Below are 16,161 nucleotides of genomic sequence, written 5' to 3' on the forward strand. Positions count from 1 at the left end.
CTCGGTGCTCACTGGCCCGCCCCCTTCGCTACCGCCTCCAGCGTGAACGCCCGGAGTGCCTCGTCGCCGTCGCGCCGACCGTAACCGGCGGCGGCGGTGCTCATGGCCGCGATCCGGGCCGGGTCGCGCAGCAGTGGCAGCAGGTTCGTCTCGATCCACTGCGCGGTCAGGTCGGCGTTGTCGACGATCATGCCGCCACCCGCCTCGACCACCGGCAGCGCGTTGCGCCGCTGCTCACCGTTGCCGTACGGCAGGGGTACGTAGATGGCCGGGACGCCGAGCGCGGTGGCCTCGGCGACGGTCATCGCGCCGCCCCGGGACAACAGCAGGTCGGCCGCGGCGTACCCGAGTTCCATCTCGGACAGGAACGGCAACGTCACGTACGGCGCGGGCAGGTCGGTGGGGATCTCCACCGGCTCGTTGCGGGCGCCGATGATGTGCAGCACCTGGCAGCCGGCGGCGGTGATCGCCTTCGCCGCCCCGGCCATCGCCAGGTTGATCGCGCGGGCGCCCTGCGAACCGCCGTACACGAAGAGGGTGGGACGGTCCGGGTCGAGACCGAAGTGCGCGCACGCCTCGGCCCGGCGCGCGGCGCGGTCCAGTGCGGTCAGCGAGCGGCGCAGCGGGACGCCGACGACCCGGGCGTCGGCCAGCGACGGGACCAGCTGCGGCTGGTGCTCGAAACCGACCGCGACGTGGTCGGTGAACCGCATGCCGAGCTTGTTGGCCACCCCCGGCGGCACGTTCACCTCGTGAATGACGATCGGCGTCTTGCGCCGCCAGGCGGCCAGGTAGCCGGGAACCGCCACGTATCCCCCGAAGCCGACCACCGCGTCGGCGGCGACCTCGTCGAGCACCGCGCGGCAGGCCCGCATCGACCGGATCATCCGCGGCCCGGTCTTGACCAGGTCGACGTTGACCGACCGGGGCAGCTGGTAGGCCGGCACCTGGCGCAGGTCGTAGCCGGCGGCCGGGATGATCTCGTTCTCCAGGCCCTTGGCGCTGCCCAGGCAGGTGATCCGGATGTCCGGATCGTGCCGGCGCAGGCAGTCGGCGAACGCGAGCAACGGGTAGATGTGGCCGCCGGTGCCACCACCGGCGAGTACCACGGAGCGCAGGTCGGTCAACGTCTTTCCTTGCCGGTCGTCGTGCGGGAACCGGCCCGGGGGCCGGGTCGGCGGCGTCGTGTCTCGGTCCTGGACGATCCTGCCGTACGCCCGCGAGCGGCGCGCACGCCGGGTTTGCCCCCCGCCGGGCGAGACCGCGCGGACGGGGTCGTCGGCCGGGTGGAACCCGGCAGCGGCGGCAGCGGCACCCAGAGTAGCCGGACCAGCCGGCTCGGCGCCCGGGCGTGCAGCGCCCGCGCCGCGTCCGGCTCGGTCCGGGCGAACGCGGCGAGCATGCCGATCGCGGTCAGCGTCACCACCAGTGCGGTACCGCCGGCGGAGATGAACGGCAACGGCACCCCGGTGATCGGCAGCAGGCCGACCACCGCGCCGATGTTGATCACCGCCTGGCCGGCCAGCCACAGGGTGCAGGCGGCCGCCACCGTGCGCCGGAACGGGTCGTCCACCCGGCGGGCGATCCGCAGCCCCGCATAGGCCAGCACCGCGAACAGCGCGAGCACCACGACGCAGCCGACCACGCCCAGCTCCTCGCCGATGATGGCGAAGATGAAGTCGTTGTGCGCCTCCGGCAGCCAGTCCCACTTCTGCCGTCCCTGGCCGAGCCCGAGGCCGAACCAGCCGCCGTCGGCCAGCGCGTACATGCCCTGGGTGGACTGCCAGCACGGGCCCTGGATGCTGTCCGCCGAGGTGCAGCCGGTCGCCTTCGCCGCGTGGGTGAACGACAGGATGCGCTCCAGCCGGTAGCTCTGCTCGGCGATCAGCACCACCACACCGGCCAGCGCCACCCCGAACAGCCCGGCGAACACGCGGAACCGCACGCCGGTGACCCACAGCAGGCCGAGGAACACCAGCAGCATGCACAGCATCGTGCCCAGGTCGTTCATCCCGACCAGCAGGAACAGCAGCGCCGTGACCGGGAACAGCGGCATCGCGAGCCGCTTCCACTTCCTCACCGAGTCGCCGCGGCGTACCAGCAGGTCGGCGCCCCACCAGACCAGCGCGAGCTTGCCCAGCTCGGCCGGCTGGAACTGGATCGACCCGATCGTGATCCAGTTCAGGTTGGTGCCGACCGGACCGATCCGGCCCGCCGGGAACAGCACCAGTACCAGCGCGAACAGCAGGCACACGATCATCAACGGCAGCCCGAGGAACCGGTAGGTGCGGGTCGGCAGCCGCTGCGCGACCCAGAACGCGAGCACGCCGACCGCCGCCCACAGCCCCTGCTGCTGCACCCCGGCGTACGCGCTCTGCTGCGAGTCGAACGACGGCACGCTGGTGGCCGAGAAGACCATCACCAGCCCGATCACCAGCAGCAGGCCGGCGCTCGCCACGAGCAGGTAGTACGAGGCGAGCGGCCGGCCGAGCAGCCCGTGCAGCGCCGCGAACGGTTCGCCGACCAGCCGGCCGAACGCCGAGTCCGCGGGCCGGGCCGGCGCGGGCTTGCGGCGTGCGGGCGGCGCATCGGTCACCGAACCGGTCACTGGCACTCCCGTCCGCCGCGGCGCCGGCGCCTCGGCTCAGGCCACCGGCAGAGCGGCCACCGCCGCGGCGAACCGGTCCCCGCGCTGCGCGTAGCTGTCGAACATGTCGTACGAGGCGGCGGCCGGTGCCAGCAGCACCGTGTCACCGGGACCGGCCAGCCGGGCCGCCGCGGCGACCACGTCCGCCATCGCCCCATCATCGGACCTGGACACCTCGATCACCGGGATTGCCGGCGCGTGTCGGCGCAACGCGGCAGTGATCTGCGCCCGGTCGGCACCGAGCAGGACCGCGCCGGCCAGCCGGTCGGCGACCCGGGACACCAGCTCGTCCGGGTCGACGCCCTTCAGCTGGCCGCCGGCGATCCACACCAGCCGCGGGTAGGACAGCAGCGACGCCAGGGCCGCGTGCGGGTTGGTCGCCTTCGAGTCGTCCACGTACGTCACGCCGGCGACCTGCGCGACCCGCTGGTTGCGGTGCGGCTGCGGTACGTAGCCGGCCAGGCCGGCGGCGACCGCCTCCGGGCCCACCCCGTACGCCCGGGCGAGGGCGGCCGCGGCCAGCGCGTTCGCCACGTTGTGCGCGCCCGCGGGCCGCATCTGGTCGGCCGCCACCAGCTCCACCGGCTCGGTACCGAAGGCAGCGCCGGTGGACTCCCCGCGGCCGAAGGCGTGGTCGACGAGCATCCCGTCGACCACGCCGAGCTGGCCCGGCGCCGGCTCGCCCAGGGTGAACGACACCTGCCGGCCCGGTACCGCGGACAGCAGCGCCGCCACCGCCGGGTCGTCGGCGTTGCCGATCGCGGTACCGCCGGCCGCCGCGCCGCGCCACACCGCAGTCTTGGCGCTCGCGTACGCATCCCGGTCGCCGTGCCAGTCGAGGTGGTCGTCGGCCAGGTTGAGGTATGCCCCGGCGAGCGGCGCCAGCCGCTGCGACCAGTACAGCTGGTAGCTGGACAGCTCCACCGCGAGCACCTGGCAGTCGTTCGCCCGTACCGCGTCGATCAGCGGGTCGCCGATGTTGCCCACCGCCCGGGCCGACAGCCCGGCGGCCGACAGGATCGACGCGAGCATCGTCACCGCGGTGGTCTTGCCGTTGGTCCCGGTCAGCGCCAGCCAGTCGGCGGCGCCGGCCGGGCGCAGCCGCCAGGCCAGCTCGGGCTCGCAGTACACGTCCAGGCCGGCCGCGAGCGCGGCGACCACCAGCGGATGGTGCGGCGCGAACACCGGCGAGACCACCAGGTCACTGGCCCCGGCGAGCAGCGCGGTCGGCGGCTCCGGCGCCACCTGCGTGTCGATGCCGGCCGCGGCCAGCTCGGCCAGCCCGGCACTCGCCGAGCGGTCCAGCACCGTCACCACGGCACCGGCATCGACCAGGGCGCGCGCGCACGCCTTGCCGCTGACCCCGGCGCCGGCGACCAGCACCCGGCGCCCCTCGTACCCGGTCACACGTTGCTGCCTATCGCCGACGCGGTGAAGTCCGCATAGAAGATCGCCAGCCCGGCGGTGATCCCGATGCCGGAGATGATCCAGAACCGGACGGTGATGTTGACCTCGCTCCACCCGGCCAGCTCGAAGTGGTGGTGGATCGGTGCCATCCGGAACACGCGTCTGCCGGTACTGCGGAACGAGACGACCTGGATGATCAGCGAGACGGTCTCGATGACGAACAGCGCGCCCAGGATGAACAGCAGCAGGATCGTCTTGGTGGAGATGGCGAGGCCGCCGATCAACCCGCCGAGACCGAGCGCGCCGGAGTCGCCCATGAAGATCCGGGCCGGCGACGCGTTCCACCACAGGAACCCGAACAGCGCCCCGGCCGCGGCCCCGGCTATCAGCGCCGCGTCCAGCGGATCTCGTACGTTGTAACAGAAGTGGGTCAGCGGGTGGGTGTCGGAACACCAGTGCCGGTACTGCCAGAACGAGATCACCGTGTACGCCAGCAGCACCATCACCGAGGTCCCGGTGGCGAGGCCGTCCAACCCGTCGGTGAGGTTGACCCCGTTGGAGGCCGCCAGCACCACGAAGATGAACAGCACCACGGCGCCGACCCGGGTGATGTCCAGCCAGGGGATCTCCCGCACGAACGAGATGTACGAGCTGCCCACGGTCGGGTTGTGGATTCCGTTCGGCGAGATCGCGTCGGGGTTGAAGTACATCGCGATGACGCCGAAGATCGCGCCGACCACGGCCTGCCCGAGCAGCTTTCCCCTGGCCGACAGCCCGGCGCTGTTCTTCTTGCGTACCTTCAGGAAGTCGTCGATGAAGCCGACCGCGCCCATGCACACGAACAGCCCGAGCAGCACGATCGCGGTGACCGTGGGCTTGTGCGGCCGGCCCGGCAGGGTCAGCAGCGTCAGGTGGCCCACCAGGTAGGCCACCACGGTGGCCAGGATGAAGACCACCCCGCCCATCGTCGGCGTGCCCTTCTTGGCCAGGTGGGTCTGCGGACCGATCTCGCGGATCGGCTGGTCGGCCTTGAGCCGGCTGAAGTAGCGGATCGCCAGCGGCGTACCGAACAAGGTGAGTACGAACGCCACGAGGGGTGCGACGATGACCGATCTCATGCCGGCGCCTCCCGGTCGCCGAGCGCGCTGTCGGCGGTCTCCCGCAGCGCGTCGGCGACGTGCCAGGTCCGGTAGCGCGAGCCCTTCACCAGCACCACGTCACCTGGCCGCACCTCGTCGGCCAACAGCGCGATCGCTGCCTGTTGGTCAGGCACCTGCACCGACTGTCCCTCCCACCCGGAGTCTGCGGCGCGCGCCCGCGCGCCCTGATCGATGCCGGCCGCCGCCGGTTCCACGGCGACCACGCGGTCCACCCCGAGCTCGGCGGCCAACCGGCCGACCTGCTCGTGCTGGGTCTGTTCGAACCGGCCCAGCTCAGCCATGTAGCCCAACACCGCCCAGGTACGGCGGCCGGCCCCGATCGTGGCCAGCGTCCGCAACGCGGCGGTCATCGAAGCGAGGTTCGCGTTGTACGAGTCGTCGATGACGGTCACGCCGTCGGAGCGGGTGAACACATCCATCCGGCGCGGCGAGGCCGGCCGCAACCCGCCCAGCGCGGACCCGACCTCCGCCAGCGGCATCCCGCACGCCAGCGCCGCCGCGGCGGTCGCGAGCGCGTTGGAGACCTGGTGCGCGCCGTACAGGCCGAGCTGCACCGGGACCGACTCGCCGCCGGCGTGCAGCGTGAACGACGGCCGGCCGGCCCCGTCGAGCGCCACGTCGGTGGCGCGCACGTCGGCGTCGGGCGCGGTACCGAACAGCACCACCCGCGCCCGGGTACGCTGCGCCATCGCCCGCACCCGCTTGTCGTCGGCGTTGAGCACCGCCGTCCCGTCCGCCGGCAGCGCCTCGACCAGCTCGCCCTTCGCGGTCGCGATCGCCTCCACCGAGCCGAACTCGCCCAGGTGTGCGCTGCCGACGTTGAGCACCACGCCGATCCTCGGCGGTGCGATCTCGCACAGGTACGCCACGTGGCCGATGCCGCGGGCGCTGCACTCCAGCACCAGGTAGCGGGTGTCGCGGTCGGCCTGCAGCACCGTGTACGGGTGGCCGAGCTCGTTGTTGAGGGTGCCGACCGGCGCGACGGTGTCGCCCAACCGGGCGGTCAGCGCGGCGATCATGTCCTTGGTGGAGGTCTTGCCGGACGAGCCGGTCACCCCGACCACGGTGGTGTCGGGCAACCGGTCGACCACCGCCCGGGCGATCCGACCCAGCGCCACCAGCGTGTCGGCCACCAGCACCGTCGGCACCCCGGTACGTTCCTCGGCCACCGCCGCCACCGCACCCGCGCCGACCGCGGCGGTCGCGAACCGGTGGCCGTCTTCGCTCTCCCCGCGCAGCGCCACGAACAGGCCGCCGGCGGTGACCGCACGCGAGTCGTACTCGACCCCGGCGGTGACGGTCGCCGTCGGATCGGCACCGTCGACCAGCGCCCCGCCGGTGGCCACGGCCACGTCGGCGAGCGAGAGCTCGATCATGCGTCCTCCTCGAACCGGGCCCGCAGCGCGGCCGCCAGCACCACCCGGTCGTCGAACGGGTGCACCTGGCCCGCCACCTCCTGTCCCTGTTCGTGTCCCTTGCCGAGCACCGCGACGATATCGCCCGGCCGGGCGGCCGCCACCGCGGCGGCGATCGCCGCGGTCCGGTCGCCGCCGTCGGTCCAGTGCGCGCCCGCCACCGCGGCCGCACCGGCCACGACCTGCGCCCGGATCGCCGCCGGGTCCTCGCTGCGCGGGTTGTCGTCGGTGACGATCACCTCGTCGGCCCCGCGCGCGGCGGCCTCACCCATCATCGGTCGCTTCCCGGCATCCCGGTCGCCACCGGCGCCGACCACGCAGATCACCCGGGCCCCGGTCGGCGCGGCCGCCTCGCGCAGGGCGCCGAGCGCCGCGGCGACCGCGTTCGGGGTGTGCGCGAAGTCGACCACACCCACCACCGGCCCGGGCGCGGTCACCCGCTCCATCCGGCCCGGCACCCCACCGCAGGCGGCCACCCCGGCGACCGCGGTGGCCGGCTCGACCCCGGTCGCGGCTGCCACCGCGATCGCGAGCAGCGCGTTCGCCACGTTGTACCGGCCGGGCAGCAGCACGCTCGCGTCCCGTCGCACCCGGTCCGGGCCGGTCACCACGAACCGCTGACCGTAGCCGTCCCGGACCAGGGAGTCGGCCTGCCAGTCGGCCGCCGGCCGGCCCTGCGCCGACACCGACACGGTGCGGCCGGGATGCGCCAGCTTGGCCACCGCCGGGTCGTCGACGTTGAGCACCTCGACCCCGGCACGGCCGTCGAACAGGCTCGCCTTGGCCGCGAAGTAGTCCTCCACGGTGCCGTGGAAGTCCAGGTGGTCGATGCCGAAGTTGGTGAACGCGCCGACCGCGAACCGGGTGCCGGCGACCCGCCCCAGCGCCAGCGCGTGGCTGGACACCTCCATCACCATGGTGTCCAACCCGCGCTCCAGCGCCACCGCGAACAGCGCCTGCAGGTCGGTCGCCTCCGGCGTGGTCCGGGCACTCGCCAGTCGCTCGTCACCCAGCCGCGTCTCGACCGTGCCGATCAACCCGGTGCGCCGGCCCGCCGCGGTCAGCGCCGACTCGACCAGGTACGCCGTCGACGACTTGCCGTTGGTACCGGTGATGCCGAGCACCGCGAGCCGCTCGCTGGGACGGCCGTACACCTCGGCGGCGAGCTCGCCCAGCCGCGCCCGCGGATCGTCGACCACCAGCGCCGGTACCCCGGCCGCGGTTGCGGCGGGCACGCCGGCGGCGTCGGTGAACACGGCGACCGCGCCGGCCGCCACCGCCTCGGCCACGAACTCCGCGCCGTGTCGGCGCGAGCCCGGCAACGCCGCGTACAGGTCGCCGGGAACCACCTCGCCGCTGGCGTGCGTGACGCCGCTGATCACCGGGTCCCCGGCGCCCTCGACGGACACCGCGCCCGGGTGGGTGGCGGGACCGCCGGTGGGCACGCGGCCGTCCCCGGCCGGCGGCTCGGCACCGAGGCGTGCGGCGAGCATCGCGAGCCGGGTCGCGGGAACGGTCCGTGGTCGCGGAAAGCCTGGCACGAGGCATGACCCTACCCGGACACGGCGCCGCGCATGGCGTGGGTACGACCCGCCCGGCGCGCCGAGACCGCCTGATGTGTCGGGATCCTGCCCAGCGTGACCCGTCTGGTACCCAGCGGATCCCGACGCTCGCGCTGCGCCGTTGCTCCCGTGCGCTGCGCCCGCACCGCACTGCGCTCCGCTCATCCGGCGGCTACTTGTGATAGAGCGTGAAGGACGGGGTCTTCGCGTCGGTCGGGGGCACCTTCTCGTGGCCCAGCGTGAAGCGCATCAGATCCTGGAACACCGGGCCCATGTTCGCGCCCTCGCCGGTGCCGCTGGTGTGCGCGACCACCGCCACCACGTAGCGCGGATGATCGGCCGGTGCCATGCCGATGAACGACTCGATGTTGCCCTTCTGGTACGAGCCGTTCACCACCCGCTGGCCGGTGCCGGTCTTCGCCGCGATCTGGTACCCGTCGACCGCACCGGACAGGCCGGTCGCACCCGGCGCGGTGGTCACCGCCACCATGGCCTTGCGCTCCGCCGCCGCGATCGACGGGGACAGCACCCGGTGCTTCGCCACGCCCGGGGTCGACTTCGTCCCGTCGGGCGACACCGTGTCCGCGATCAGGTGCGGCTGCACGTACTCACCGTCGTTGGCGATCGCGCCGTATGCGGCGGCGAGCTGGATCGGGGTGACCGCGATGCCCAGGCCGATCGGGATCGAGCCGTGGTCGGAGCCCTGCCAGTCCTTCGCCGGCCGGACGATCCCGCCCGCCTCGCCCGGCACCCCCTCACCGGTCTCGTTGCCCAGCCCGAACCTGCGCTGGTACTCGTACAGCCGCTGCGCGCCGAGCTTGTTCGCGATCTTGATGGTGCCCACGTTCGACGAGTACGCGAAGATGCCCGGCAGCGTGATGTCCACGTCGTCGAGCGGCGTGGTGTCGGCGTAGGTGGTGTCGGCCACCGTGATCGTCGGCCCGACGTGCACGGTCGAGGACGGCGTGATCACCCGGCACTGCAGCGCCGCACCCAGCGTGATCGCCTTCTCCACCGAGCCCGGCTCCACCACCGCCTGGCTGGCGTAGTCGGTGCGCTGCGCCTTCGTCGAGTCGGCGAAGTTCGCCGCGTCGTAGGTGGGATAGCTGGCCTGGGCCAGCACCTCACCGGTCTTGACGTCCAGCACCACCGCCGCACCCATGTCGGACTGCAGCGGATGCAGCTTGCGGTACAGCGCCCGCTGCGCCTCGAACTGGATGTCGCGATCCAGCGTCAACCGCACCGAGCCGCCCGGCTTCGGCGCCACCTCCCGGTGGAACCCGTCCGGGATCTCCTCGCCGGTACGGCTCGCCTCGTACTGCCGCTTGCCGTCCACGCCGCGCAACAGCCCGTTGTACTTCGACTCCAGGCCGGTGAGGCCGGACAGGTCCCACCCGGTGACCCCGATGATGTTCGCCGCGAGGTCGTGCCCGGGTACGTCCCGGCGTTCGTCGGCGCGGACCCCGATGCCCGGGATGTCCATCGCCTCGACCTGGTCGCCGATGCCGATGTCGACCCCGCGAGCCAGGTAGACGAACCGGTTGGGTGATCCGTTCGGCAGCTTCTGCTTGCGCATGTCCTTCTCGAGGGTGGATCGCGGCACCCCGAGCACCCCGGACAACCGATCGGCGGTCTTCGCCGCGTCCTTGATCATCGTCGGGTCGGCGAACACGTACCGCGCCTCCACCGAGTGCGCGAACACCTGCCCGTTGCGGTCCACGATCGAACCGCGCGCCGCCGGCAGCGGGACGGTCTGCAGTCGCTGGTGCAGCGCCCGCTCCGCCAGCGCCGGCGCGTCGGTGAGCTGCAGCTGCACCAGCCGGCCGCCGATCACGGTGAACAGCACCAGCACGACCACGGTGCCGAACCGCAGTCGCCGGCCCGGGCTGCCCAGCCGGGCCACCCGGCGCCGGATCGGCCGCCGCTTCGCCGGCCGGGACCGGGTCGGCCGGCCCTTGCCCCCGTCGACTCCGCCCCCAGGAGCCGGCCCGGACGCCGCCGCGTCGCCCGCCGGTGCCGGCCCTTCCCCCGGCGCCGGCACGCCCGGCCCGGCCCGCCTTGCCCGCCCTGGCGGCATCGCGAGCCTTCCCCGTACCGCGAGACCTGGCGCTGCCGCGGGTTCCGTCGCCACCGCGCGCGTCGCGCCCGGTGCGAGCCTTCGCCGTACTGCGGGCGTCGGCATCGCTGCGAGTCTTGGCGTTCCGGCGGCGGTTGGCGTTGCTGCGGGGATCGGCGTTGCTGCGGGGGTTGGCGTTGTCGCGAGTTCGCGCATCGTCGTCGCGGTCGGACCTGCCCCGGCCGGCGCCACCCGCGCCGGCGCGCACCGAACCGGTGCGCCCGGCCGGCCGCGCCGAACCGCCGTCGCGGTGATCGCCACGGCCGGCCGTACCGGCCCGACCGGCGCTCTTCGGCGCCTTGCCGCGACCGGAGCCATCGGTGCGATTCGTGCCGGCCCCCCGCCCGGCGGCGGAACCGGAGTCGGTGGACTCCCGCTGCGCGCGTTCCCGCCGCTCCTGCGACCGGCGGGCCTGGTCGGCCCGCCGGCTCGCGTCGGCCGGGTCCGCCGACTCCCGGACCGTGCGGCCACGCGGTCGGTACCGCCGGGCGTCGCCGAGACCGCCGGTGTCGCGGCGCAGCGGGACCACCACGTCGTCCGGGTCGTCGTCGCTCCGGCCGCCCCGGCGTGGGTCGGGCCCGGGTCCGCGTCGCGTCGCCATCGTGTCCTCTCGGGGCAGGGTCCTCTCGGGGCCGGGTGCTGCGGCGGCGGTGCGCCGGTCGGGTGCTACTGGCCGGCGTGCGCGGGCACCGGCTGCGGCACGCCGATCACCTTGCCGTCCGGCAGCCGGATGAAGGCGGTCTGGCCGGCCGGCACCAACCCCATCCGGGTCGCCGCCGCCTGCAGGTTGCCCGGCGACTCCAGGTCGGCCAGCTGCTGGTTCAGCTGCTGTTCCTGATCGTCCAGAGTGGACTGCTGGGTACGCAGCTGCTGCACCCGCAGCGACGTGGTGTTGATCGCGGTGTTGAGCACCAGCAGGCCCACGATGCCCGCCGCCACCAGCCCGAGCACCAACAGGACGAACGGGGTACGCGGCAGCGCCACCGCCGCCGGCGGTGCGCTGCGCCGGCGCGACGGCGACGTGGCGGCGGCACCGGCGCCGCGCGGCTGCGCCACCCGCCGGGTCTTCTCGGCCGGACGGGCGGCCGCGGGCCGCGCAGTATCGCGCCGGGCGGCGCCCCGCCGGCCGGGCGCTTCGACGGTGCGGTTCACCGCGTCGCCCTTCCGGGTGGTCGCGGCGCCGCGACGCCGCTGCGGTGCGACCGTGCCGCCGACCCGGCGCTCGTCACCGCGCCGGGCGCTGCCTCGCCCGGACCGCTGCTCGCCGGGCACCCGGGTGGGCTCGACGTGGCGCACCTCGTCCCGGCCGCGCACCGGCTCGGCCCGGCTCCGCCCGCCACGGCCGGCCGGGTCGCGACGGGCGTTGTTACGACGTGCGTTCGGGTCGACGCCGGCGCCGGTGCGGCCGGTCCGGGTGGGCCGTCCGGTACGGCTGCGGGACGGGCGACCGCCGATGCTGCGCACCGGATCGTCGTAGCCGGGCTGGTCGTAGCGTCGCTCGTCATCGCGTACCGGTTCGGCGGTCATGTTCCCTCCCTCGTCGCCGAGTCACCGGGGCGGCCGCCCCGGATCCGTTCCGCGGCACGTAATCGTGCCGATGTCGCTCGCGGGTTCGCCGCGATCTCCGCCTCGTCCGGCTCCACCGCACCGCGGGTGAGCAGCCGGAACCTCGGCTGCAGCGGCTCGGGCACCACCGGCAGGTCGGGCGGCGCGCTGCTGCGCGACCAGGCGGCCAGCTCGCGCTTGACGATCCGGTCCTCCAGCGAGTGGTACGACAGCACCACCAGCCGGCCGCCCACCCGCAACGCCGACAGCGCCGCCGGAAGCGCCGCCCGCAACGCGTCCAGTTCGCCGTTGACGGCGATCCGCAGCGCCTGGAACGTGCGCTTGGCCGGGTGGCCGCCGGTGCGCCGGGCCGGCGCCGGGATCGAGTCGCGGACCAGCTCGGCGAGCGTCACGCTGTCCTCGATCGGCGCTTCGGCGCGACGGCGCACGATCGCCGCGGCGATCCGGGACGCGAACCGCTCGTCGCCGTAGTCACGCAGGATCCGGGCCAGCTCGCCGGCGGTCGCGGTGTTGATCAGCTCGGCCGCGGTGTCACCGGTGGTCTGGTCCATCCGCATGTCCAGCGGCGCCGGCCGAGAGTAGGAGAAGCCCCGCTCGTCGGAGTCCAGTTGCAGCGACGACACGCCCAGGTCGAACAGCACACCGTCCACCGTGGACAGCCCCAGGTCGACAAGCGCGTCACCGATCCGGTCGTACACCGCGTGCACCAGTTGGAGCCGGTCGGCGAACCGGGCCAGCCGCTGTTCGCTGCGGCGCACCGCCTCGGTGTCGCGGTCGAACCCGACCAGCGTCAACGTCGGGAACGTCTCGAGGAAGAGCTCGGCGTGCCCGCCGAGCCCGAGGGTCGCGTCGACCAGCACCGGGGCGGGCCCGGACAGCGCCGGGGTGAGCAGGTCCAGACTCCGCTGGGCGAAGACGGGGACGTGGGTACCGGCCGGCACCGGCACACCCGGCGTCGCCGGCCGGCGGCGCCCCGGCGCGACACGGCGTCGCTCGTCCCCCATGACGACCCCCTCGTGAGCGACAGAATCGGTGGCTTCACCACACACACTCGGCCCGGCCGGCCCCGAGGCCCGGTCACCCGGTCCCCGCGACCGGACGGGCCTCACCCCCCGCGGCGAACTCCACTGCCCGTGCCCTCAGGTCCCCATCCGCTCGATGCACCTGGCACCGGGGAAGTAGCGCCAGGTACGACGGAGCGGCTGGAGACCTCACGGCACGACAACTGTCCACTCACCGCGCGCTGCGACACACGCCGCGCGCACCGGTCAGAAACCGGGCAGCACCCCCTCCTCGATGTCGGCGAACGACTCCTCGCTCTCGGCGAGATAGCCCTGCCACGCCTCGCTGTCCCACACCTCGACCCGACTGGAGGCGCCGATCACCGCCAGCTCCCGGCGCAGCCCCGCGTAGTCGCGCAGGGCCGGCGGAACGGTGATCCGGCCCTGCTTGTCCGGCACCTGGTCGAACGCGCTGGCGAAGAACACCCGGCTGTACGCCCGGGCTGCCTTGTGCGTGACCGGCGCCTGCTGCAACTGCTCGGCGAGCCGACGGAACTCGGCCATGGGGAACACGTACAGGCAGCGTTCCTGCCCCTTCGTGATCACCAGGCCCTCCGCAAGCTCGTCGCGAAACTTCGCCGGAAGAATCAGCCGACCCTTGTCGTCCAGGCGCGGGGTATGGGTGCCAAGGAACATGGCCGCCCCTTCCCCCGGAACTGGCGCGTGGCCCGGCGGATCCACCGAGACCGCAGCGATGTCGCGAACGACAACGAGAGGACTCAGCCGGCTCCCCCAACGCGCCCCACTGTACTCCACTTCCCCCACCGTCAATCGACAACTGGCCGATACCGGTCCACCGAAGTCGGTGAATGCGCTGGTCAGGCCGGCGGGTGCCGGGTGGAACGGGGTACCCCTCTCCGGCGGACGCCGATCCGGTCAGTCGGCGGGAAACCAGTCCAAACATCCGCTCGGATCGGCCCGGTGTCCGGCGAGCCGGGCCGCCGGTGGAGCGAAGTGGAGTACCACGCGGCCGAGCCGAGGTCAATCTGTCGCCGCCGACAGCTTCGAGGTCGGCGGCGCGGTTCGGGGCGGCGCGCGAGACGCGCCGCCGCCTGTGCCAAACTTCCAGTGGCGGTCCGGCGCGCGGGGACGACCAGGCGCCGCCGATCGCCGGTCGGCGATGCGGACGGGCCAGCCGACCCCTGGTCAGCGCCGGTGCCGATGCGCCGGTCCCGACACACCCGAGGAGCTTCCGTGGTGCGCGCCCAGCTCGCGACGGCCCTGGTACGAACCGCGGCCCGATTGTCCCGGATGACCGGGCGCGGCGACGGCTCGGTGATCGGCGGCCGGATCGGTCTCGCGGTCGAACCGCGACTGCTCACCGTGCTCGCCCGCGGCCGGCAGGTCGCCCTGGTTTCCGGTACCAACGGAAAAACCACCACCACCCGGCTGCTGACCGCGGCGCTGGGCACCCTCGGCCCGGTCGCGTCCAACAGCTACGGGGCGAACATGCCGACCGGGCACACCACCGCGCTGGCCCAGTCCCCCAACGCCCAGCACGCCGTGCTCGAGGTCGACGAGCACTACCTGCGCACGGTGCTCGCCGAGACCCGGCCGCGGGTGGTGGCACTGCTCAACCTCAGTCGTGACCAGCTCGACCGGGCGATGGAGGTCGGCATGCTCGCCGACCGGTGGCGCGAGGTACTCGGCGCGCTGGGCCAGCAGGCGGCCACCCCCGGCGCCGAGCCGACCCAGGTGGTGGCGAACTGCGACGATCCGCTGGTCACCTGGGCGGCCAGCGCGGCGCCGCAGGTGGTCTGGGTGGCGGCCGGCCAGCGCTGGCAGGAGGACTCCTGGGTCTGCCCGCAGTGCGGCGCGCACCTCAAGCGCGAGGGCGTCGACTGGGCCTGCCCCGGTTGCGACCTGCGCCGGCCACAGCCGTCCTGGTGGCTGGCCGACGACGACACCGTGGCCGGCCCGGACGGCATCCGGCAGCCGGTCACGCTGCAACTGCCCGGGCGGGTCAACCGGGCCAACGCGGTCACCGCGCTGGCGGCCGCGGCGCTGTTCGGGGTGCGACCGGCCGACGCGGCACCACGGTTGGCCGAGGTCGCCTCGATCGCCGGGCGCTACGCCACGGTCGAGCGGGACGGCCGCAGCATCCGGTTGCTGCTGGCCAAGAACCCGGCCGGCTGGCTGGAGGCGTTCGACATGGTCGACCGGATCTCGCCGGCCGGCGCCCCGCCACCGCCGGTGCTGCTGTCGATCAACGCCCGGGTGGTCGACGGCCTGGACACCTCCTGGCTCTACGACGTGGACTACGCGTCGCTGCGCGGGCACCGGGTGCTCGTCACCGGCGACCGGCGGTACGACCTCGCGGTCCGGCTGGAGGTCAACGAGGTGCCGTTCGAGGTGGTGGACGCGTTCACCGACGCGCTCGCGGCGGTACCGCCGGGCCGGCTCGAAGTGATCGCCAACTACACCGCATTCCAGGACATCCGAGCGGAGCTGGGCCGTGCCAACTGACCCCGCAGCAAGCGGACTGCCGATCGATCCCGCCGCCGCGCGCAGCGACAGCCACCTGCGGATCGTGTGGGTCTATCCCGATCTGCTGTCGACCTACGGCGACCGGGGCAACCTGCTGATCCTGGCGCGCCGGGCGCAGGCCCGCGGCATCGACGTGGAGACCATCCCGATCGCCTACGACGAGCCGATCCCGCGCAGCGGCGACATCTACCTGGTCGGCGGCGGCGAGGACCGGCCGCAGACCCTTGCCGCGCAACGGATGCGGGCCGACGGTGGGCTGCGGGCGGCGGTCTTGGCCGGCGCCGCGGTGCTTGCCGTGTGCGCCGGCATCCAGCTGATCGGCGAGTACTTCCACATCGACGGCAACCGGATCGCCGGCGCCGAGCTGCTCGACCTGCGCAGCGACCGTGGCGAGTCCCGGGCGGTCGGCGAGCTGGTCGGCGAGGTCGACCCGCGGCTGGGCCTGCCGCTGCTGACCGGCTTCGAGAACCACGGCGGCCGCTGCCACCTCGGCCCGGCCGCGAACCCGTTGGCGAAGGTGCTCGTCGGTACCGGCAACGACGGCAAGACCGAGGGCGCCTGGGCCGGCCGGGTGATCGGCACGTACCTGCACGGCCCGGCGCTGTCGCGCAACCCGGCGCTGGCCGACCTGGTGCTGTCCTGGGCGCTGGACGTGCCGCTGATGGCGCTGCCGCCGATCGACGACAGCTGGCCGGAGAAGCTGCGCGCCGAGCGGCTCGCCGCGGTCATGCCCCGCTGAC

The 16,161-nt window shown here is 73.8% G+C and carries 12 protein-coding genes; 2 read left to right on the top strand and 10 right to left on the bottom strand.

What is annotated here, in order from left to right:
- Positions 1-8 precede the first annotated feature (8 nt).
- The 10 genes from murG to mraZ all read right to left on the bottom strand — a co-directional run bounded on the left by murG (position 9) and on the right by mraZ (position 13,570).
- Positions 9-1,127: an undecaprenyldiphospho-muramoylpentapeptide beta-N-acetylglucosaminyltransferase gene (gene murG / locus Asera_RS24990; protein ID WP_030446305.1), complete on the bottom strand. Its 1,119-nt coding sequence runs from the start codon at positions 1,125-1,127 to the stop codon at positions 9-11.
- The gene (gene ftsW, locus Asera_RS24995; protein WP_244844223.1) at positions 1,124-2,527 is read right to left on the bottom strand and encodes a putative lipid II flippase FtsW; all 1,404 of its coding nucleotides are present in this window, start codon (positions 2,525-2,527) and stop codon (positions 1,124-1,126) included. Before ftsW ends, murG begins: the two co-directional genes overlap by 4 nt.
- 117 nt (positions 2,528-2,644) lie before the next feature.
- Positions 2,645-4,054 (bottom strand): UDP-N-acetylmuramoyl-L-alanine--D-glutamate ligase, encoded by a 1,410-nt coding sequence (gene murD, locus Asera_RS25000; RefSeq protein WP_030446307.1) that lies wholly within the window; start codon positions 4,052-4,054, stop codon positions 2,645-2,647.
- Entirely contained in the window at positions 4,051-5,172 is a 1,122-nt protein-coding gene (gene mraY / locus Asera_RS25005) for a phospho-N-acetylmuramoyl-pentapeptide-transferase (protein ID WP_030446308.1), read from the bottom strand. Before mraY ends, murD begins: the two co-directional genes overlap by 4 nt.
- Positions 5,169-6,590, bottom strand: a complete 1,422-nt coding sequence (locus Asera_RS25010) for a UDP-N-acetylmuramoyl-tripeptide--D-alanyl-D-alanine ligase (RefSeq protein WP_030446309.1) — start codon at positions 6,588-6,590, stop codon at positions 5,169-5,171. Before Asera_RS25010 ends, mraY begins: the two co-directional genes overlap by 4 nt.
- On the bottom strand, positions 6,587-8,170 hold the full coding sequence (locus tag Asera_RS25015) for a UDP-N-acetylmuramoyl-L-alanyl-D-glutamate--2,6-diaminopimelate ligase (protein ID WP_030446310.1): 1,584 nt from the start codon (positions 8,168-8,170) through the stop codon (positions 6,587-6,589). Before Asera_RS25015 ends, Asera_RS25010 begins: the two co-directional genes overlap by 4 nt.
- 193 nt (positions 8,171-8,363) lie before the next feature.
- Positions 8,364-10,268, bottom strand: a complete 1,905-nt coding sequence (locus Asera_RS25020; RefSeq protein WP_212804727.1) for a peptidoglycan D,D-transpeptidase FtsI family protein — start codon at positions 10,266-10,268, stop codon at positions 8,364-8,366.
- Positions 10,269-10,973: 705 nt separating this feature from the next.
- On the bottom strand, positions 10,974-11,834 hold the full coding sequence (gene ftsL / locus Asera_RS25025; RefSeq protein ID WP_244844017.1) for a cell division protein FtsL: 861 nt from the start codon (positions 11,832-11,834) through the stop codon (positions 10,974-10,976).
- On the bottom strand, positions 11,831-12,877 hold the full coding sequence (rsmH, locus tag Asera_RS25030) for a 16S rRNA (cytosine(1402)-N(4))-methyltransferase RsmH (protein WP_084131545.1): 1,047 nt from the start codon (positions 12,875-12,877) through the stop codon (positions 11,831-11,833). The genes ftsL and rsmH overlap by 4 nt, the downstream gene beginning before the upstream one ends.
- Before the next feature lie 264 nt (positions 12,878-13,141).
- Positions 13,142-13,570, bottom strand: a complete 429-nt coding sequence (gene mraZ / locus Asera_RS25035; protein ID WP_030446314.1) for a division/cell wall cluster transcriptional repressor MraZ — start codon at positions 13,568-13,570, stop codon at positions 13,142-13,144.
- 615 nt (positions 13,571-14,185) lie between these two features.
- Here mraZ and Asera_RS25040 point away from each other — a divergent pair.
- Both Asera_RS25040 and Asera_RS25045 read left to right on the top strand, forming a co-directional pair.
- Entirely contained in the window at positions 14,186-15,400 is a 1,215-nt protein-coding gene (locus Asera_RS25040; RefSeq protein ID WP_244844225.1) for a MurT ligase domain-containing protein, read from the top strand.
- Positions 15,390-16,160: a type 1 glutamine amidotransferase gene (locus Asera_RS25045; RefSeq protein ID WP_425305953.1), complete on the top strand. Its 771-nt coding sequence runs from the start codon at positions 15,390-15,392 to the stop codon at positions 16,158-16,160. The genes Asera_RS25040 and Asera_RS25045 overlap by 11 nt, the downstream gene beginning before the upstream one ends.
- Position 16,161: the final 1 nt, after the last annotated feature.

Source organism: Actinocatenispora sera (genome assembly GCF_018324685.1).
In the GTDB taxonomy this organism is placed as follows: Bacteria; Actinomycetota; Actinomycetes; order Mycobacteriales; family Micromonosporaceae; genus Actinocatenispora; species Actinocatenispora sera.